20 protein-coding genes are annotated in these 19,138 nt (G+C 35.0%); 4 read left to right on the top strand and 16 right to left on the bottom strand.

All coding sequences use genetic code 11. From position 1 onward, the window contains the following. Positions 1-41 precede the first annotated feature (41 nt). The 5 genes from lysS to O5637_RS06810 form a co-directional block, all read right to left on the bottom strand. Entirely contained in the window at positions 42-1,562 is a 1,521-nt protein-coding gene (gene lysS / locus O5637_RS06790; protein WP_269603645.1) for a lysine--tRNA ligase, read from the bottom strand. Between the two features lie 70 nt (positions 1,563-1,632). Further along, a complete protein-coding gene (rpaB, locus tag O5637_RS06795; RefSeq protein WP_269603647.1) occupies positions 1,633-2,373 on the bottom strand; it encodes a response regulator transcription factor RpaB in 741 nt (246 codons plus the stop codon). A 179-nt stretch (positions 2,374-2,552) separates the two neighbouring features. Beyond that, complete coding sequence (locus O5637_RS06800; protein ID WP_269603649.1) at positions 2,553-3,053, bottom strand: hypothetical protein; 501 nt, start codon at positions 3,051-3,053, stop codon at positions 2,553-2,555. Next, positions 3,040-3,795, bottom strand: a complete 756-nt coding sequence (gene mreC / locus O5637_RS06805; protein ID WP_269603651.1) for a rod shape-determining protein MreC — start codon at positions 3,793-3,795, stop codon at positions 3,040-3,042. The genes O5637_RS06800 and mreC overlap by 14 nt, the downstream gene beginning before the upstream one ends. A gap of 3 nt (positions 3,796-3,798) precedes the next feature. After that, complete coding sequence (locus O5637_RS06810) at positions 3,799-4,851, bottom strand: rod shape-determining protein (RefSeq protein ID WP_269603652.1); 1,053 nt, start codon at positions 4,849-4,851, stop codon at positions 3,799-3,801. 85 nt (positions 4,852-4,936) lie between these two features. On the opposite strand from O5637_RS06810, the gene O5637_RS06815 reads away from it, so the two are divergent. Continuing rightward, positions 4,937-5,326, top strand: a complete 390-nt coding sequence (locus O5637_RS06815; protein ID WP_269606944.1) for a single-stranded DNA-binding protein — start codon at positions 4,937-4,939, stop codon at positions 5,324-5,326. A gap of 9 nt (positions 5,327-5,335) precedes the next feature. Here the strand turns inward: O5637_RS06815 and O5637_RS06820 are convergent, their stop codons facing one another. Next, positions 5,336-5,992 (bottom strand): DedA family protein, encoded by a 657-nt coding sequence (locus O5637_RS06820; RefSeq protein ID WP_269603653.1) that lies wholly within the window; start codon positions 5,990-5,992, stop codon positions 5,336-5,338. Between the two features lie 24 nt (positions 5,993-6,016). Continuing rightward, positions 6,017-7,450 carry an adenosylhomocysteinase gene (gene ahcY, locus O5637_RS06825; protein WP_269603654.1) on the bottom strand — a complete coding sequence of 478 codons (1,434 nt, stop codon included), beginning with the start codon at positions 7,448-7,450 and terminating at the stop codon, positions 6,017-6,019. Between the two features lie 24 nt (positions 7,451-7,474). On the opposite strand from ahcY, the gene tsaE reads away from it, so the two are divergent. Continuing rightward, a complete protein-coding gene (gene tsaE / locus O5637_RS06830; protein WP_269603656.1) occupies positions 7,475-7,999 on the top strand; it encodes a tRNA (adenosine(37)-N6)-threonylcarbamoyltransferase complex ATPase subunit type 1 TsaE in 525 nt (174 codons plus the stop codon). Here tsaE and O5637_RS06835 read toward each other — a convergent pair. The 3 genes from O5637_RS06835 to O5637_RS06845 form a co-directional block, all read right to left on the bottom strand. Next, positions 7,945-8,961, bottom strand: a complete 1,017-nt coding sequence (locus O5637_RS06835; protein WP_269603658.1) for a carbohydrate kinase family protein — start codon at positions 8,959-8,961, stop codon at positions 7,945-7,947. The genes tsaE and O5637_RS06835 overlap by 55 nt on opposite strands. Positions 8,962-9,007: 46 nt before the next feature. Further along, positions 9,008-9,433 (bottom strand): 8-oxo-dGTP diphosphatase MutT, encoded by a 426-nt coding sequence (gene mutT, locus O5637_RS06840; protein ID WP_269603659.1) that lies wholly within the window; start codon positions 9,431-9,433, stop codon positions 9,008-9,010. Between the two features lie 91 nt (positions 9,434-9,524). Then, positions 9,525-11,408 carry a tetratricopeptide repeat protein gene (locus tag O5637_RS06845; RefSeq protein WP_269603661.1) on the bottom strand — a complete coding sequence of 628 codons (1,884 nt, stop codon included), beginning with the start codon at positions 11,406-11,408 and terminating at the stop codon, positions 9,525-9,527. Positions 11,409-12,115: 707 nt separating this feature from the next. Here O5637_RS06845 and O5637_RS06850 point away from each other — a divergent pair. Beyond that, positions 12,116-13,015 carry an alpha/beta fold hydrolase gene (locus O5637_RS06850; RefSeq protein ID WP_269603662.1) on the top strand — a complete coding sequence of 300 codons (900 nt, stop codon included), beginning with the start codon at positions 12,116-12,118 and terminating at the stop codon, positions 13,013-13,015. On the opposite strand, the gene O5637_RS06855 is transcribed toward O5637_RS06850, so the two are convergent. Continuing rightward, positions 13,000-14,007: an RpoD/SigA family RNA polymerase sigma factor gene (locus O5637_RS06855; protein WP_269603664.1), complete on the bottom strand. Its 1,008-nt coding sequence runs from the start codon at positions 14,005-14,007 to the stop codon at positions 13,000-13,002. The two genes, O5637_RS06850 and O5637_RS06855, sit on opposite strands and share 16 nt — an antisense overlap. Before the next feature lie 100 nt (positions 14,008-14,107). Further along, a complete protein-coding gene (mgtE, locus tag O5637_RS06860; RefSeq protein WP_269603666.1) occupies positions 14,108-15,517 on the bottom strand; it encodes a magnesium transporter in 1,410 nt (469 codons plus the stop codon). Positions 15,518-15,580: 63 nt separating this feature from the next. Between mgtE and O5637_RS06865 the strand changes: the two genes are divergently transcribed. After that, entirely contained in the window at positions 15,581-16,057 is a 477-nt protein-coding gene (locus tag O5637_RS06865; protein WP_269603668.1) for a glutathione peroxidase, read from the top strand. Here the strand turns inward: O5637_RS06865 and O5637_RS06870 are convergent. Genes O5637_RS06870 through gyrB form a run of 4 tightly spaced genes read right to left on the bottom strand, consistent with a single transcriptional unit; the run spans position 16,054 to position 19,080 of the window. Then, positions 16,054-16,395, bottom strand: a complete 342-nt coding sequence (locus tag O5637_RS06870; RefSeq protein ID WP_269603670.1) for a fluoride efflux transporter FluC — start codon at positions 16,393-16,395, stop codon at positions 16,054-16,056. The two genes, O5637_RS06865 and O5637_RS06870, sit on opposite strands and share 4 nt — an antisense overlap. A gap of 3 nt (positions 16,396-16,398) precedes the next feature. Beyond that, complete coding sequence (locus O5637_RS06875; RefSeq protein ID WP_269603672.1) at positions 16,399-16,770, bottom strand: fluoride efflux transporter FluC; 372 nt, start codon at positions 16,768-16,770, stop codon at positions 16,399-16,401. 4 nt (positions 16,771-16,774) lie between these two features. Next, positions 16,775-17,113, bottom strand: coding sequence for a hypothetical protein (locus O5637_RS06880; protein ID WP_269603673.1), 339 nt, complete (start codon positions 17,111-17,113; stop codon positions 16,775-16,777). Beyond that, positions 17,113-19,080 (bottom strand): DNA topoisomerase (ATP-hydrolyzing) subunit B, encoded by a 1,968-nt coding sequence (gene gyrB / locus O5637_RS06885; RefSeq protein ID WP_269603674.1) that lies wholly within the window; start codon positions 19,078-19,080, stop codon positions 17,113-17,115. The genes O5637_RS06880 and gyrB overlap by 1 nt, the downstream gene beginning before the upstream one ends. Between the last annotated feature and the right edge of the window lie 58 nt (positions 19,081-19,138).

The raw sequence follows: 19,138 nt of genomic DNA on the forward strand, positions 1-19,138 counted from the left end.
CTGAACAAAATACTTACTCGCCTATTATCCACTCTGATGGGTCACTTTCCGGTTTGTTTTAAATTTGATTCTGGTCGTAAAAGTGGAAAAGCTATTACATCTCTTATGGAAGGACTATCTGTTAACAGCATTACAAACCTATCTATACCTATTCCTAGACCTCCTGTTGGAGGCATTCCGACTTCAAGAGCATTGATAAAATCCTCATCCAAACTTTGAGCCTCAAGATCACCTGCTTCCTTTTTCGCTTGCTGCAAAAGTAAACGTTCTCTTTGATCAATAGGGTCAATTAATTCGCTAAAAGCATTAGCAGTTTCTCTACCAACAATAAAAAGTTCAAATCTTTCAACTAAACCTTTCTTAGTTCTGTGTTTTCTAGCCAATGGAGAAATCTCAATTGGATAGTCCATAACAAATGTAGGTTGAACCAGATTTGGCTCTACTACTTGTTCAAAAGCTTCATTTAAGAGCCTTCCAACAGTGTCGGCCTTCTCGGGCACTTGAAGCCCCTCTCGACGCATTTCAGCTCTAGCATCATCAGCATTATCTCCAAACAATTCAAAATCAATTCTTGTGAATTCCTTAACTAATTCATGCATCGTGGCCCTTCTCCAAGGAGGTTGCAAATCAATTTCTTGCTTTTGATAATTAATTTTTTTAGACCCACAAATCTTCTCGCAAACTGAAGAAAGTAATTTTTCTGTTAAATCCATCATGTCGAAATAATCAGCAAAGGCCTCATAAATTTCAACAGAAGTAAATTCAGGATTATGCCTAGTGCTAATTCCTTCATTTCTAAAAATTCTTCCAAGTTCATAGACCCTTTGAAATCCACCCACCACAAGTCTTTTAAGATGCAATTCTGTTGCAATCCTCAAATACAAAGGCAAATCCAGTGTGTTGTGATGAGTTATGAAAGGCCTTGCATCTGCTCCACCAGCTTCTGATTGTAAAACTGGCGTCTCAATTTCCAGAAAATCTTTTTCATCTAACCATCTTCTAATTGAACTAACTAATAAAGCCCTAGTTCGAAAAGTTTTTCTTGACTGCGGATTCACAATTAAATCTAAATATCTTTGTCTGTAGCGCTTTTCTACATCGGCAAGTCCATGCCATTTATCTGGTAAAGGTTGTAAAGATTTTGATAGCATTGACCATTCAAAAACCTTTATAGAAAGTTCACCTCTATCAGTTCTCCTGACTATTCCACTAACGCCTATCCAATCACCAGAGTCAACGAGAGAAGTAATGTTCTCAAAATTATTCTTTAGATTCTCGCTATTTTCATTTTGATTTAAGGTCGCCTTTTCTAAAAAGAGTTGAACTGTGCCTGTTTCATCGGCAAGAGTAAAAAAAGCAAGTTTTCCCATCACTCTTCTAGAAATTACTCGCCCTGCAATTGATACTTCATCTTTCTTTTCTTCGCCATTTGGCAAATCTACATATTTTTTCTGCAAAACATTCGCAGAGTCAGTTGGTCGAAAATTCAAAGCATAAGGACCTTGGCCAAGGCTTTTTAGTGCTTTTGCCTTCCCGAGGCGAGTATCTCTTAATTCAGACAAGGAAATTCATACATACGGCAGGAATAAACGAGATCAAATGAAAAACCTATTAATTTTGAGCTATTAATCTTTAGCTGGCAATAGCAGTAGGAAATTCTCCCATTCTTTGGGAAGCGTAGCCAATACCTCTTACAGTGAGAATCAGTTCCGGATTCCTTGGATCAGGTTCAAGCTTGCCCCTTAAACGAGCCACATAGACATCCACAACCCTTAAATCAGCTGCTCTTCTGGGAGGATAACCCCAAAGCTGTTCCAAAATCTCTGCTCGAGGTACAACACGCCCAGGATCACGAAATAATAATTCCAGCAAACTAAATTCAGTATAGGTAAGGCCTATCCTTTCTCCTCCTCTGCTGACTTGCCTTCTATTAGTGTCCACTACAAGATCACCAAGCTTCATTACTCCTTGACCAGATGGAACCTCTCTAGGTTCATCAATAGTCGGAGCAGGGCCCACTCTTCTCAAAATCGTGGCAATTCTTGCTTCTAACTCCTTGGGACTAAATGGTTTAGCAAGGTAATCATCAGCTCCTAAATCTAACCCTGCTACTCTTTCTGAAATAGCTTCAAGAGCAGTCAAGAATATTATTGGCACACAAGATTCTGCTCTTATTCTTCGACAAACTGCAAAGCCATCCATCTTAGGGAGCATCACATCAAGAACAACTAAGTCTGGTGCTTCTTTATGAAAAACCTCTAGTGCTTGCTCTCCGTCCTGTGCAGATAAAACTTGATAGCCAGCAAGATTAAGCCTTGTGACCAAGACTTTCAATACTGCTGGTTCATCATCTACAACCAAAATGCAGGTCATGATATTAGCTGTTGCCTTAGTGACAGGACCATCGCAATTTTATGTCGAAATGGCTTTTTGTTATATGACGATATCATCTTCAAGTCAGGTATTCAAAGCCCTTTTACTAATCTAAAAGACAGAGTACCAACTAATAAATAAGAATTTATTCTATTTTTAAAGCTTTAATTTTTTTTGCATTAGTTTTTTTTATAAGTAATTAGAAGCCAAGAGGAGACAAATGGGGCAACTAAGCCAGTAATTATTACCTCTGAAATTAATACATAAATTGACCAAGAATGAAACCAATTATTTCTTAATACGCTATACAGAATAATTTTTTGAACCCAAATAGAAAGGCCAACAAAGGCAGTTCCAAAAATAGCCATCAAACCAATATTTAAAAATAATTCAATTTTTTTATTATGCAATCCATATATGCTCCAAACTAATGACAAAAGAAATAAGGATGGAATATAAGAAACATCACTAATCGTAAAAGAATCTATAAAGATTCCCAAGAAAATTGAACCTATAGCAGCTTTCCAAGGACTATTCTTGAGTGAAAATGGTAACAATAAAATAACAGGCCAGCATGGAGTTATTCCATTTATTTTAATCCAATCAGGAGATGCAATTACACAAGCTTGTAAACAAAGTATAGTAAAAAAAATTAATAATTTCTTATTACTTTTGGCCATTATTTATCAAGATCTGAACCCAATCTATTGCCTCAGGTGATGCAGTTAATTGGACTATTGCATATGGAGACGGTAAAGCTTTTTCGTTAACAAACTGAACAATTCCAATTGTTAAATTTGGTGGTAATAGAGTACTGGCTGGAGATGTCGTCACAGCATCTCCAATTTGAGCCAAACTATTTTTATTTAGGAAAATTAGTTTTGGTCTATTTGTACCCATCCCAGTCAAAATCCCATGTTGCTGGGTTCGATCAATCCAAGCTCCTACTTGATGACCAGGGTCAGTCAATAATCTAACTCTTGCAGTAAGTGGAGTTATATTCTCAACTAGGCCAAGTAAGCCCCCTGGTCCAACTACTGTTTGGCCTTTCAAAACACCATCTTTTGCACCCTTATTAATTTCTAGCTGTTGCCACCAATTTCTTGAAGATCGAGATATTACAGCAGCTGAAATTCTTTTATCATCATTTAACTCTTTCAAAGAAAGAGCTCTTCTTAAACGAGTATTATCATCCTCTAGCAATTGTAATCGAATATTTCTTTCAATATTTTCTCCTTCTTTAATCCATTCTCGTTGAGCAGTTCCAGGGAGTATGGGTTTTAATAAAATAGAATATAAATCTAAATATCCTGCTCCTTTTGTCCAGCGAATGCCAAACAATAAACATCCCAATACAAATAATACCCAAAACTTACTTTTCAAAAGTAATTGAAACCCTATTTTCTCTCGGGTTTTAATCATTGTTCAATCTCTAATTACATTTCTAGCAAAATCAGGCGTATCTAAAACTCTTCTCATTGATTTAAAATCATCTAAAACTAGACCACATCCATTAACAACGCACAACAATGGATCCTCAGCTACGTGAGTAAAAATTCCTGTTTCATGACTTAAAAGATCACTAATACCTCTAACCAATGCTCCCCCTCCTGCCAGCATTATTCCCCTATCAACAATATCTGCAGCCAGCTCGGGTGGGGTTCTCTCTAAAGTCCTTTTTACAGCATCAACAATCTTATTAAGAGGCTCTGACATAGCTTCACGTAAATCCCCCGCTTTCAAATTAATAGAACGAGGTAAACCTGAGAGCAAATGCAATCCCCTTACATCTATTGATTGCAAATCAAATTCATTAGATGGAAAAGCTGATCCAATTTTAATTTTTATCTCTTCGGCTGTCCTTTCACCAACTACTAAGTTATGTACTTTTTTTAAATAAGTCGCGATGGAATCATTGATTTCATCTCCCGCAACCCTTACAGATTCACTTAAAACTGTTCCGCCAAGACTTAAAACAGCTACTTCAGTAGTACCTCCTCCAATATCAACGATCATTGTTCCGATAGGCTCTGTCACCGGTAAAGAAGCTCCAATTGCGGCAGCAACAGGTTCATCAATTAAATGCACCTCTCTTGCTCCCGCAAGACCAGCTTCACGAACTGCTCTTCTCTCTACACCAGTTACTCCACTAGGGATACCAACAACTAGTCGGGGTGCAATAATTCCACGACCCTCATTACATTTTTGAATAAATGTCTTGAGCATTTGCTCCGCTGCATCAAAATCAGCTATAACCCCATCCCTAAGCGGCCTAACGGCTCGAATATTTCCTGGTGTTCGCCCTAACATTAACTTTGCATCATCACCTACAGCGAGGGGGACTCCCTCTTCCAAATCCATTGCTACAACGGAAGGCTCTTGCAATACAATTCCCTTACCAGAGACATAAATCAAGGTATTTGCAGTACCTAAATCAATCCCAATATCTCGGGAGAATTTGAAACGGTTAAAAAACACGGATTTCAATCATTTGAGCCATCATAAAGAGAGTTGAACTAAGATAAATATATTATTTAGCAACCAGTAAACAGAGGAGGTAATGATGGCAATAAATTCAGTCACTCTTGTAGGCAGAGCAGGAAGAGATCCTGAAGTTAGATATTTTGAATCTGGAACTGTAGTAGCCAATCTAACAATGGCTGTAAATAGAAGAAATCGAAACGATGAACCAGATTGGTTCAATTTAGAAATTTGGGGCAAACAAGCACAAGTCGCAGCTGATTATGTAAAAAAAGGCTCTTTAATTGGTATAACTGGAAGCTTCAAATTAGATAGTTGGAAAGATCGTAATACTGGTGAGGATAGAAATAAGCCAGTTGTTAGAGTTGATCGTCTTGAATTATTAGGATCCAAGAGAGATTCAGATAATAGTAATTTCAACAATAATAATTCATACAATCAGCAGTCAAATAATGACGAAATTCCATTTTAAAAATCATTCTTAATTGTTAATTAGTTTACTTAGAGTTTTATAAATTAAAGATATCAAAGCACAAGATATAATTAAAATAATAATTGTCTTAAAGATACTTGAAAAAGGACTAATCCATTTTTCAATGTTTACATAATTATCTCCCAAATAAAACCCTGTAATCGTTAAAAATAAAGTCCAGATAAGGCTTCCTGCGGTTGTCCAAATCAGAAAGGGACTGATGGGCATCAACTCAACACCTGCGGGTACGGAAATCAAAGTACGAATTCCAGGTACTAATCTTCCCCAAAACACTAACGAAACCCCATACCTATTGAACCATTGACGACTTCTAGCAAGTTCTTGAGGCTTAATGCCAATCCAACGTCCATTCTTTCCAAGCCAATGCTCAAGTCTTTCTTCATTCACTAATCTGCCAATTCCATACCAAGGCAGCGCCCCAATAACAGTTCCTATTAAACCTGCCAAAACAACTGGTAAAAAATCTAATTGACCTTGCGACACATAAAAGCCACCAAGAGGCATAATTAACTCCGAAGGAATCGGGGGAATGAGATTTTCTAAAAACATTGCTATTAAGATCGCCCCATAACCTATCCACTGATTAGTCTCAACTGCATTTCCTATTAATACTGGTAAAGAAGATATAAATTCAGTTATGTGCATTTAATTTGAATTGTTTAAATAGAATTAATAACGATATTGATCTGTCTTATAAGGACCTTCGATTGGAACATTAATATATGCAGCTTGTTCTTTAGTTAACTTAGTTAGCTTTGCTCCTATCTTATCTAAATGAAGTAGAGCAACCATTTCATCTAAATGTTTTGGCAAAACATAAACTTTATTCAAATATTTAACTCCGTATTTGAATAATTCAATTTGAGCTAATACTTGATTGGTAAAAGAATTACTCATAACAAAACTTGGATGTCCAGTAGCACATCCAAGATTCACCAATCTTCCTTCAGCTAAAAGAATTATTTTGTTACCGCTTGGTAAAGTTATGTGGTCAACTTGAGGTTTAATATTTTCCCATTCATAGGACTTCAAAGAGGCAACCTCTATTTCATTATCAAAATGGCCAATATTACAAACTATTGATTCATTCTTCATCCTGATCAAATGCTCATGACGAATAACTTGAAAATTTCCAGTGGCCGTAACAAAAATATCAACATCTTCAACCACTTCATCTAATCTCACAACTCTAAAACCCTCCATTGAGGCTTGAAGAGCACATATAGGATCTATTTCAGAAATCATCACTGTCGCGCCCAATCCCCTGAGTGACTGAGCAGAACCTTTCCCAACATCTCCATACCCCATAACAAGGGCTACCTTGCCAGCCACCATCACGTCTGTAGCTCTTTTAATGCCATCAACCAAGGATTCTCGACAACCATACAGATTGTCAAACTTACTTTTAGTTACAGAATCATTTACGTTAATTGCTGGGAATACAAGTTCGCCGCTTTTTTCCATTTGGTAAAGACGAGCTACACCAGTTGTAGTTTCCTCAGTAACTCCTTTTATAAAGGATTTAGCTTTTGAATAGAAATTTGGATCTTGAGATAGTTTTTTCTTTATAGAAGCAAATAATGCAATTTCCTCTTCATTTGAGGGATTATCCAAAACCGAGATATCTTCCTCCGCTTTGCTCCCCAAAATTATTAATCCAGTCGCATCGCCCCCATCGTCAAGAATCATATTTGCAGATTCACCATCACTCCATTCGAATATTTTATGCGTATATTCCCAATACTCATCTAATGTTTCACCCTTTTTGGCAAATACTGGTACACCTGAATTTGCGATAGCAGCAGCAGCATGATCTTGAGTCGAAAAAATATTACAAGACGCCCATCTAACTTTTGCACCAAGTTCAACAAGAGTCTCAATAAGTACTCCTGTTTGTATTGTCATGTGGAGACTACCAGCAATACAAGCTCCTTTCAATGGTTTTTGGGACCCATATTTTCTTCGAAGTGCCATTAAACCAGGCATTTCTGTTTCTGCTATCAAAAGTTCTTTTCGCCCGAATTCTGCTTCGGTTATATCGTTAACTACGTAATCAATATTTTTCTCAAAACTGTTGAGATTTGACTTCGTTGCTGCAAACATAAATAAAACTCTCTATGGGAGATTGTGAAAAAAGATTCTGAAAAACAATTCGAGGTTTTTAATGAATTTGCTCAGCAAACAAATAATTTCTGCTGGACTCTAGACAAACCTGAATCAACAATGTCACTAGGTTCAACATTAACAAAAAAAATTCCAAACCTAAGCATTCTCCTTCTAAATGGACCTCTTGGGGCAGGAAAAACCACATTAGTTAAAGGAATAGCAAAAAGTCTAAGAATTAGTGAGCCAATCACCTCCCCAACTTTTTCTTTGTCCCAACATTATCCAATGGGGTGCCCTCCATTAGTACATATTGATTTATATAGAATTGAAGACTCAAATGCGGCAAACGAATTTTTTTTAATAGAAGAAGAGGAATCCAAAGCGATGGGCGCATTAATGGTTGTTGAATGGCCAGAAAGATTATCTCTTCCTGTGCATGATGCATGGAGAGGCAAATTAGAATATACCTTAGAAAATCAAGGCCGATTTTTTCAGCTTATTGCTCCACTGGATAATGACAATAAATTATCAATATCTTCCAAGTAAGGTTGTGAGTCAATTGCTCCAATACCTTGACATACATAGGCTCCACAGCCGATGGCAAAACGGATAATTTCCTCAGCCATTTTATAAGTTAAGCAATCCAATTCAGCAGACAAAAGCTTGTAAATTAATCCTGCTGTGAAAGCATCTCCAGCGCCTGTTGTATCGACAATTTTGGGTGGTGAAATTGAATTCGTATTACCTAAATTTTTATTTATAAACCAATGTACAGGATTTGCTCCGTCAGTAACTATTACCGATGGTTTTTGGGGCATGGTTAATGAAATCTCTTGGGGGTTAACAGACTTGAAAAACCACTGAGCTTCCTCCTTGGCAAGTTTGATTAAAGATACTTTATTTAAAATTGGTTGAATCATATTTACTTCTTGCGCAGAAGGAGCTTCTTCTTTAGATAATTCACTCCGCCAGAAAGTTGGCCGCCAGTTCAAATCCAGCACAATTTTAATTCCTTGATGATTAGCTTTTTGAATACACCATGAAAACGCCTCAGCAGAAATTTTAGAAGCCATAGGAATAGTTCCAATAACTAACCATTTAGCCTGATCAGAGATGAAGGGCCAGTCTTTAACAATTTGGTCAAGAGATATAGCTTGATCAGCAAAGCCAAAACCCTTTTCGCCTGCAAATCCTCCAAAAGTTCTTTCTCCTGAATGATCTCGACGAACTAATACAATCCTTGTTGGGCGTAACTTATCTTCTTGCAAACCAACTGTATTGATTTCGCGATCAATTATCAAATTCTTAAAATTGTGGCCAAAAGAATCATTACCCAGAGCCCCAATAAACGTAACGTCCACTCCTAAACGACTTAAAGCACAAGCAACATTTGCTGGAGCGCCTCCAAAGCAATTTGTTACGGGTTGATCAATAGCAGGATCTCCTCCAAGTGGACCAAGACGATCTATTAAAGCTTCGCCAAAAGAGATCACCTTCGTTGGATTCATCTTTCTTAATTTTGGATAAAATTACTATTGATAAATTATCAATTTTTTAAATTAATTTGTTTTTCAAATCAAAATATTTGTATAAAGCTGCAATTATTTTAGTATTAGCAGGAGGGAAAGAATAGTCGTCAAGTCTATTTGCAGATACCCAAAGTAACTTCTGACTAGCTAAGGGTTTTGGCTGTCCAGATTTCCATTCACAAAAGTGGACTATAAAGTTTAGTTTCTTAGAGCTATACGAATATTCAAACGATATAAGTTTTTTTCCCACTTCTACCCTTATACCTATTTCTTCCCTTAATTCTCGTTCAATAGTATTTTCAATAGACTCATTAGGTTCTTGCTTCCCGCCAGGGAACTCCCACAACCCTCCCATACTTGAAGTTTCAAGACGCTTGTCTATAAGTAATTCTTTATTTCTATTTAAAACAAGACCAACACCTATTACATCACTAGGAATTACTGTTTTCATACATTGGATTACTAATCACATTTGATAGTACTTTATATGAGTTTCACAAGCAAATTATCTAACATAGACTTAAAGTAAAAATAGAAATTAATTAAGGTTTAATTAAGTAATTTGATAATAAGATATCAAGTGCAGCCGGTGATAAATGATTATCATCACACATATATATCCCATTATTAAAACCTTGATGATTACTTGTACATGAATAAACATCTATAAAATAGGAACCTCTAACTTTTAACTCGGCTTTCAAAATGGAATTATATTCACTAATAAGTTGTTTTCTTTTTATATCTAAATCATCTATTTTCCCAGATAGAACAACTGGAGCGGCTACTCCAAAATAATATCTCTTGGAAAAAAATTTAGCTAATTTTTTTTCCATATAATCCAAATAAAGGTTAATTGTTTTTAAAATAATGGTTGAAATATCCTGATTTTTCTTTTTAGAAAATGCAAGAATTCCCTCATCCTTTCTACAATCTATTTCGCCAAAAGAGATAAGTACTTTTTCACTATCTATATAATTAATAATTTGCTGATCAAGAGATGATTTCCATTGATTATTATACTTACTGGCAAAATGCCATGCTTTTGCACCAGTTATCAAAACAGGCTGAACCTGTAGTTGCTTGTCATCTAATGATAGGATTTGATTTGAGAAAGACAAACAATTACTTTCGCCTATATGAGGTATCATTGCCTGAGATAAATTATAATTTATTTGTTTTAGTTTTGGATATAAATTATTAATAAAATTAAAAAATGCATTAGTATATTGTTTGATCTTATGATCCTTAATCAAATTGAGGCAACCTTTATTTATGAAATACTCAGTTTTCTTAAAATTAAGGTAAGTTTCTATAAAGTTGCCTTGAACTAAATTACAAATAGTTATTTCTAAATAAGCTCGCAACCTTTGTTCTGAGTTTGCAGATCTCAATTCAATAGTTGATTTAAAAGATAAAATTGATTCTTTTATCTTTCCAAGTCTTCCAAATATAACTCCACGATTAATCATAGCTTCAGGATAATCAGGTTTAAGTGTGATAGCTTGATTTATAGCAACTTCTGCTTCTTCCAACTTACCTAAATCACTTAATATACTAGCAAGATTATTATGCCCTAATGCTACAGTTGGCTGCAGTTCAATGGCTTTTCTAGTATAAATTTCAGCTTCATTTAATTCGCCAAGTCCCAACAATATCTTTCCTAGATTATGATAAGCATCTGCTAAATTTGGTTGCAATTTAATTGCTTTACGAGTGACTAATTCGGCTTCTTCTAATTCATTAAATTCAATAAGTATTCTTCCTAGTTCAGAATGAGCCTCTGCTGAATTTGGTTTCAATTCAATTGATTTACGAATTGCTAATTCTGCTTCTTCTAATTGATCAAGTTCAAAGAGTATGTTGCCAAGATTATAATATGATATAGGATTATCAGGTCTTATAGATACAGCCTTTTTGATTACCTTCTCTGCTTCCTGTAATTGATCAAGCTCTTTCAAAATTACAGAAAGATTTATATAAGCATCGACATAATCAGGATTTAATTCTATAGCTTTACGTATTAAAAGTTCTGCTTTTTTGAGTTCTCCAAGATCTTTATATACTAATCCTAGATTTGAATATGCCTGCTCATAGTTAGGTTCGATTTGAATTGCTTTTCTTAATAAATCCTCTGCTTCTTTTAATTTACCAAGCGTATAAAAAATAACACCATAGTTACAAAATACAGTTGGATCTGAGAAGCCTTGATCAAGAAAATATCGATAATATTTGACTGCTTGTGTGATATTTTCTTGTAAATGATAATTTACCGCCTTAGTAATAATTTCTTCTTTTGTTAGGTTAGCCAATCTATCTGTAAAGATATAACTATTTACATTAATATCAAATAAAGATAATGGAACTGGGTAAATATCTATTTGATTTGATTCTTCTTTTTGATCATCTTTGAAAGATCCATTCATTCTTTTTGTATCAATAAATCATCTTAAATAAATTATACTCCCATCATATCTATTATCTAAAATATATCTTTGAATAGGTAAGTAACTTCATAACTACAAGAGAATTCTCAGAAACATCTTCATTGCCATGGCGAGGTGCTATATAAGATAAAATCTAGCATTTACTTATACACCCATATCTATTATACGTAGATTAAGTAAACAGCCTAATTTCATCCTAATAATCTATACAAGAAGATCATAATCTTTAGGCCAATTTTAAATAAAACTTCCTAGCTATATTTAAAGCTTAATCTACACAATTTATAATCCTTACCTATGATATTTTAATACACTGAATAGAAGGATTCTTTCAGCTTAAACTTGACTTACTAAATTAATATTAATACTAGATTATTGAGAATCTATATATTTCGAAATTCTAAACTATTTGATTTAGATTTTTATTAGAGCCCGAAATATAATAACCCATATTGTAAAATACAATTTTAATTGAGTTATAAAATCAATACATGATTTACATGGATTTATATACATCAAAATTCATAATTAAAACGAGATCTAAAAAATTAAATAATCTCTAAATATATTTAAAACAAAATACTTACTTAAAAAATCATTGTCTTCTTTTTATTTATAGCATAATTATTTCATAAGCACATATTCTTTGCTAATGAATATACAATAGAATAAATCATTGGAGACTGATGAAACAATTTTGGAATTGGCAAAATTATCAAATTGCATGGCAAGTAGAGAAAAATGCTAATAATGATGGAATAGGAATAGTTTTAATTCATGGTTTCGGCGCATGTAAAGATCATTGGAGATTTAATCAAAAAAATATTAGTTCATTAGCATCTTGCTATGCTCTAGATTTAGTTGGTTTTGGAGAAAGTAGTCAACCAAATTCACAGTTATTATATGAGAAGAAAAGCAGTAACAATTTTAATTATTGCTTTGATAGTTGGAGCCAGCAAATTTTTGATTTCTGTAACGAAATAGTTAAAAAGCCTGTTTTCTTGATAGGAAATTCTATTGGAGGAGTTATTGCATTAAATACCTCAAAAAGATTATCTGAAAAATGCTTGGGTGTAATCTTAATTGATTGTGCACAAAGAACAATGGATGATAAACGATTAGCAGAGCAATCTTTATTGATGCGTTTTCTTAGACCAATTATTAAAACATTAGTAAGGCAAAGATTCCTAAGTGCTAATCTTTTCAAAAATGCAGCAAATCCAACTTTCATTGAAAAAATCCTAAAAGTTGCTTATCCAACTGGAAATAATGTTAATGAAGAACTAATAAATATACTTCTAAAGCCAACTCAAGGCGAAGGAGCTCCAGAAGCTTTCAGGGGATTTATTAATTTATTTGATGATTATCTTGCTCCCGATTTACTTAGATATTGTGAACATCCAGTACATCTAATTTGGGGAGAAAAAGATCCATGGGAACCAGTTGAAGAGGCTGAAAAATGGTTTAAAACTTTTCAGTGTATTCAAAGTTTAAATGTTATTCAAAATGCTGGACATTGCCCTCATGATGAAATGCCTGAAAAGGTAAATCCCATTCTTGAAAAAATTATTCAAGAAGCCATATAGGCTTCTACCGATTCACCTGATTTTCTAAGACCTCTCAATCCATCTCTTTCTAAATTTCTTACTCTATCTCTACTGATACCCAAAACTCTTCCAATTCCAGTAAGACTCATAGGATCATCACCATCCATTCCATATCTCATTCTTAAAACACGATTTTGTAATTCAGGTAATTGTTCAAGTAATGTTTCTAAGTCACCTTTCATGCAATCACTTTCAATTTGCTCAGAGGGCATATCAATTTCGTTAGATAATAAGTCAAGTAAAATAGTATCTTCACCATCGCCAATTTTAGTTTCCAAGCTAACTGGCTGACCAGCCCTACTCATTAAATCTTTAACTTCATTTTCAGGCAAATCAACATACTCAGACAATTCCTTTAACGTTGGAGTTCTAGAAAGTTCTTGACTTAATTCTCTTTGACCTTTCTTCAGTTTATTGAGCATTTCAGTTATGTGAATGGGAAGTCTTATAGATCTACTCTTTTCAGCAATTGCTCTTGTAATACCTTGGCGAATCCACCAATATGCATAGGTTGAAAACTTATATCCACGAGTGGGATCAAATTTTTCAACTCCCCGAACTAAGCCGATAGTTCCTTCTTGAATTAAATCGAGTAATTCCATATTTCTTTTTGTATATTTCTTCGCAACACTTACAACCAAACGAAGATTGGCTGCAACCATTCTCTCTTTTGCTCTTTTACCACTTTTCAATTTCTTTTTTAGCTGGAAAGGAGAAATTCCAGCCTTATCAGCGAAAAAATTTATATCTGGTTTTTCCCCTAGATCACTTTCGAGTTCGGTTTCAAGATTTTCAAGAACCATAAGATCTTGAACTTGTCTTCCCAAGGTTATTTCCTGCTCGTGTGACAACAAGGGAACTCTTCCGATATCCCTTAGATAAGAACGAACTAAGTCGATGTCTGTTACAGATCTTGCAGCAGTAGGAAAGGATGAGTTTTTAGCCTGAACAGGATCTGCTACCGCTGTCATTTGTTTATTGAGTTTTGTTAAGCTTACTACTAAGAATTGTAAAGATCAATTAAGAACAGCTCGGCTTCCCACACTTTGAGTAAAAACACTTATTCGGGTTCTACGCCAGTCTGCCTAAAAGCCAAGAAGCTGTTTTCAGATAAATCAACACCCCTGCAACATCTGTTGCGGTAGTGATAAATGGAGCAGACATTAAGGCAGGGTCTAAACCCATCCGATCAAAAAGCAAAGGTAATGAGGCCCCTGCAGTAGCGGCAAGGGTTGTAATAGCAATCAGGCTTATTCCTACAGCAGTTGCGACCAAAGGTCCCTGACCTTGCCACCAAGCGAAAGGTACAACAAATAAAGCCATCAAAACTCCCAGCAAAGCCCCTGCCAAGGCTTCTTTTGCAATAGCCCTAAAAAGGCCAAGTCTTTGTATTCGTTGAGTACTTAAACCTCGAATAACAACAGTTGAACTTTGAGCTCCAACATTGCCCCCCGCGCCAATCAACAAAGGAATAAAAGCAGTCAATAAAACTACTTGCTTTAAAACCTCGTCATTCATAGCAATAACTTGAGTTGTTAGTCCATTTGCTACAACCAAAACGGCAAGCCAGACAATGCGCCGTCTGGCCACTATGAATAAGTTGCTTTGAAAGTAATCATCTTCGTCCCCAGCTTGAACAGCTCCAGCCGCATAAATATCCCTAGTTGCCTCCTGTTCTATGACATCAATCACATCATCAACAGTTACAATGCCAACTAGTCTTTTCTCAAGATCTACAACCGGTAAAGCTAAAAAATCATATCTTTGAATTGCTCTTGCAACCTCCTCTTGATCAGTATCAGTTCTGACATTGACAACCTCTCTTGTCATCACCTCCCCAATAAGTGATTCAGGATCAGCAACTACTAAATCCCTTAAAGATAAAATTCCGGTTAAATGCCTCTCTTTATCAGTCACATAAAGGCTGTAAATTGTCTCAGAAAAAGTAGCTCTTTGTCTAACTAGTTTCAAAGCTTGAGAGACACTAAGAAATTCTTTAAGATCTATAAATTCCGTAGTCATGAGTCTGCCAGCCGTTTCAGACTCATACCCCAACAGCTGAGCAGTTACACGCCTTTCTTCAGGACTTAGCTCTGAAAGTAAACGCCTGACGACTTTTGCAGGCAATTCATCAAACAGTCGAACACGATCATCGGGTGACATTTCCTCCACTAAATCGAGTACTTCGTTTGACCTCAAGCGATCTAAAAGATTTTGTTGTACGGAAGGGTCTAAATATTCGTAAACCTCAATTGCTTCGTTTTTACTCAAAAGCCTGAAAGCCAAGGCTTGCAAAATCATCGGCAATGTTCCAATAGCCTGAGCTATATCTACAGGCTGGACAGGACTGAGCAGTAATTTGACCCCATCGTAATTACCAGCAGAAAGCATAGCCTCTAATTGCTGAGCAACCGCCTCAGCGACCAAACTGCCATTTGCCAATGATTGAGTCTCACGAGATGCCCCTTTTTGTTCGTTCATATTTGGAGCAGCAAGCCTTTATTATTTTATGGCTAACCCACAATTTTTATTACTTCCATATCCATGTCCGTAAATATCAGTAAAGTTGAGGTCATCTCTTTTGACAATAAGAAAATCACTTTTGATCATTACAAAGGAAATGTCTTATTGGTTGTCAACGTCGCAAGCAAGTGTGGATTTACTAAGCAATACAAAGCGCTTCAAAATCTTCAAGATAAGTATCAATCACAAGGCTTCCATGTTTTAGCTTTTCCTTGTAATGACTTTGGGAACCAAGAACCTGGTGAATTGGAAGAAATAAAAAAATTCTGTTCAATAACTTATGGAGTAAATTTCCAACTTTTCCAAAAAGTTCATGCTAAAGGCGACACAACAGAACCTTTTACTTCTTTGAATAAACTAGATCCAGCCGGAGACGTTGAATGGAATTTTGAAAAATTTCTAATCAATAGAAAGGGAGATGCAATCGCAAGATTTAAAAGCTCAATAGAGCCCAACAGTATTGAAATCACAAAAGCAATTGAACAATTGCTTGATTAGGCTTTTATTTTCTTAGCAAAAAAGTGTCCTAAACAAACAGCCAATAATCCAATTATTACTGTTAGGATTGAATTAAGAAAAAATAATTTGTAAAAACCGTGACTGATTAGTTTAAATAGTTGAAAAGACCATCCACTAAATGTAGTTAAAGACCCACAAAATCCAAATCCAAAAATCAATTTATATCTCCTAGAGATAGGCATTGCATTGACAAAACCTAATAAAAAACAACCAATAATATTTACTATCCAAATTTGATCAATTTGCCATCGAAATATAGCAGCTGGGACTGCTCCAATCGCAATCAAAAAAAAATTATTGCTAAATAAATATTTCATTTATTAATTACCTAAAAATAGTCCTAATGCTAAAGCAATTATTCCTAGTGACAAAGAAATCATCAATAATTTTAATGCTCTAAAAAAATATAATTGTCGAAACATCTCAAATAATTCATAAACAAATGTAGAAAAAGTGCTTAAGCTACCTAAGAATCCAATTAATATAAAAAGTACTAATGTATAAGAATAATTCAAAGAGCTAATCTGAGGCATTAAAGAAATGAATAAACCAAGGAAAAAAGAAGAAAAAGTATTAATGATTAGAATCCTAAAATACTTAATTGATTTACATGTTTTAAGTTTTTTATAAATTATAAATCTTAAATTTGCTCCCAATACTGCTCCTAAAGAGACTAATAAGATATCCTGCAATTAATTAGGTTTTGCTAATATTTACCCATCCTTTTATATAAAAAAATTGATAAAAATCCTGACTAATAACATTTACTAATAACCACTTTCCATTATCATTACTATTCCAAACCTTCATTATATTTACAGGAGTTCCTGCTTTAACACTAGTTAAAATAGATGCATTGTTAGAAGCTGAAGAAAGCAAATTGAATTCTTTCAATGCAATTAGGGGCGATCTAATATTTTTTTCTCTATGCTGAATATTTGATTTTTGAGCACCTCCAGCAGGCAATGTAGTTGGGACTACCAAAGCAATACCTAAAAGCCAAATCCAAAGTATAAAAGTACCAATTAAATTCATCAAATATCTAAAGCAGCAAGATCCATTTCAACACTATGAGTTTCAATGAACTCTCTTCTTGGTGCAACTTTATCTCCCATTAAAATTGTAAATATCCTATCAGCTTCAAGAGCATCTTCTATCTCAACCCTTTTCATCATTCTTGTTGTAGGGTCCATAGTTGTTTCCCATAATTGTTTTGGCATCATTTCTCCTAATCCTTTAAATCTTTGAATTGTATAATTAGCCTTTTCGCCAAAACTTGAAAGAGTTTTTTGCAAATCTGATTCGTTATAGCAATAAGTATGATTCTTTCCTCTTTCAACCTTGTATAGAGGAGGACAAGCAATATAAATATATCCACCCTCTACAAGGGCTTTTTGATACCTATAGAAAAAAGTCAAAAGCAAAGTTCTAATGTGTGCACCATCAACATCAGCATCAGTCATGATTACTACTCTGTGATACCTTAAATTCTGAACTTGAAAATCTTCTCCTTTGATACCTAAACCTAGCGCTGTTATTAAAGATTGAATCTCAGTATTTTTATATATTTTTGCATCATCAGTTTTTTCAATATTTAAAATTTTTCCTCTCAAAGGTAAAATTGCCTGAAATTTTCTATCTCTTCCTTGCTTAGCTGAACCACCAGCAGAATCGCCCTCAACAATATATATTTCTGATTCCGATGGATCTCTAGAACTGCAATCTGCCAATTTACCCGGCAATGTAGAGCTTTCTAAAACACTTTTTCTACGAACAAGTTCCCTAGCTCTTCTGGCTGCCTCGGCAGCATTAAAAGCTTGAATTGCTTTCTCTAAGATCAAGTCAATCACACCTGGATTGAATTCTAAATATTGACTAAGAGACTCACCAACCAAACTATCGACAATTCCGCGTACTTCAGTATTTCCTAATTTAGTTTTTGTTTGACCTTCAAATTCCGGATCTGGAACTTTAACTGATAAAACAGCTGTTAATCCCTCTCTAATATTTTCTCCTGCTAAGTTCGAGTCTCCATCTTTTCTTTTGCCTCTTTTTTTAGCAAAAGAATTTAAAGTTCTAGTTAATACAGTTTTTAGTCCTTCAATATGAGTTCCACCATCAATTGTTCGAATATTATTAGCAAATCCCAGAATGCTATCTGAATAGGCATCAATGCACCACTGCATTGCTGCTTCAACCTGAACTCCATCTTTTTCAGAATTAACATAAATAATTTCTGGATGTAAGGAATCTTTTTCCTTAGTCATATAGTCAACATATTCTTTAATACCGCCCTCATAAAAATAAACTTCCTCATGAGGTTGTTGATCAGAATCTAAAAACTTCTTTCTCTCGTCACGAAATACGATTCGTACTCCACCATTTAAATATGCTAGTTCTCTAAGTCTCGAAGATAAAATTCCATATTCAAAAGATATTCCATCCGTAAAAATCTGATGATCGGGCTTAAAACAAACGGTCGTGCCAGTAAGGTTTTTATCTGATTTAGAAAGATTCTCAGACTTTAAGCTACCAATAGATGAGCCTCTTTCGAATCTCTGAAAATGTACTTTTTGCTGCCTACGTACAGTTACTTCAACCCATTCACTTAAAGCATTTACAACCGAAATACCAACGCCATGCAACCCTCCAGAAACCTTATAACCTCCGCTTCCAAATTTTCCACCTGCATGCAAAACAGTTAAAACTGTTTCCAATGCACTCTTGCCAGTTCGAGGATGTATGTCAGTTGGAATTCCACGGCCATTATCCGAGATAGATGCTGATCCATCCTCACAAAGTAAAATTGTAATTTGATCACAATGCCCAGCGAGCGCCTCGTCTACAGCATTATCTACAACTTCATATACAAGATGATGAAGCCCTTTAGACCCGGTTGATCCTATATACATTCCAGGCCGCTTTCTTACTGGCTCCAAGCCCTCTAGTACTTGGATCTGCTCAGCACCGTAAGCTGCTTGGACTTTTGAATCTTTACTCATTCGGATAACAGCAAACAGGCAATGTTGTCTTTGATACGAGCATTAGCCGAAACCTTTC

Origin of the sequence: Prochlorococcus marinus str. MIT 0917 (assembly GCF_027359575.1) — a bacterium.
In the GTDB taxonomy this organism is placed as follows: Bacteria; Cyanobacteriota; Cyanobacteriia; order PCC-6307; family Cyanobiaceae; genus Prochlorococcus_B; species Prochlorococcus_B marinus_D.

Excerpts from the sequence above, each read along its gene's own strand:
- gyrB (WP_269603674.1), bottom strand. The coding sequence starts at position 19,080 with ATGAGTAAAGATTCAAAAGTCCAAGCAGCTTACGGTGCTGAGCAGATC.
- O5637_RS06870 (WP_269603670.1), bottom strand. The coding sequence starts at position 16,395 with ATGAAATATTTATTTAGCAATAATTTTTTTTTGATTGCGATTGGAGCA.
- O5637_RS06880 (WP_269603673.1), bottom strand. The coding sequence starts at position 17,113 with ATGAATTTAATTGGTACTTTTATACTTTGGATTTGGCTTTTAGGTATT.
- O5637_RS06865 (WP_269603668.1), top strand. The coding sequence starts at position 15,581 with ATGTCCGTAAATATCAGTAAAGTTGAGGTCATCTCTTTTGACAATAAG.
- mreC (WP_269603651.1), bottom strand. The coding sequence starts at position 3,795 with ATGATTAAAACCCGAGAGAAAATAGGGTTTCAATTACTTTTGAAAAGT.
- O5637_RS06835 (WP_269603658.1), bottom strand. The coding sequence starts at position 8,961 with ATGAATCCAACGAAGGTGATCTCTTTTGGCGAAGCTTTAATAGATCGT.
- ahcY (WP_269603654.1), bottom strand. The coding sequence starts at position 7,450 with ATGTTTGCAGCAACGAAGTCAAATCTCAACAGTTTTGAGAAAAATATT.
- O5637_RS06800 (WP_269603649.1), bottom strand. The coding sequence starts at position 3,053 with ATGGCCAAAAGTAATAAGAAATTATTAATTTTTTTTACTATACTTTGT.
- O5637_RS06845 (WP_269603661.1), bottom strand. The coding sequence starts at position 11,408 with ATGAATGGATCTTTCAAAGATGATCAAAAAGAAGAATCAAATCAAATA.
- mgtE (WP_269603666.1), bottom strand. The coding sequence starts at position 15,517 with ATGAACGAACAAAAAGGGGCATCTCGTGAGACTCAATCATTGGCAAAT.
- O5637_RS06820 (WP_269603653.1), bottom strand. The coding sequence starts at position 5,992 with ATGCACATAACTGAATTTATATCTTCTTTACCAGTATTAATAGGAAAT.
- mutT (WP_269603659.1), bottom strand. The coding sequence starts at position 9,433 with ATGAAAACAGTAATTCCTAGTGATGTAATAGGTGTTGGTCTTGTTTTA.
- O5637_RS06850 (WP_269603662.1), top strand. The coding sequence starts at position 12,116 with ATGAAACAATTTTGGAATTGGCAAAATTATCAAATTGCATGGCAAGTA.
- O5637_RS06815 (WP_269606944.1), top strand. The coding sequence starts at position 4,937 with ATGGCAATAAATTCAGTCACTCTTGTAGGCAGAGCAGGAAGAGATCCT.
- rpaB (WP_269603647.1), bottom strand. The coding sequence starts at position 2,373 with ATGACCTGCATTTTGGTTGTAGATGATGAACCAGCAGTATTGAAAGTC.
- O5637_RS06855 (WP_269603664.1), bottom strand. The coding sequence starts at position 14,007 with ATGACAGCGGTAGCAGATCCTGTTCAGGCTAAAAACTCATCCTTTCCT.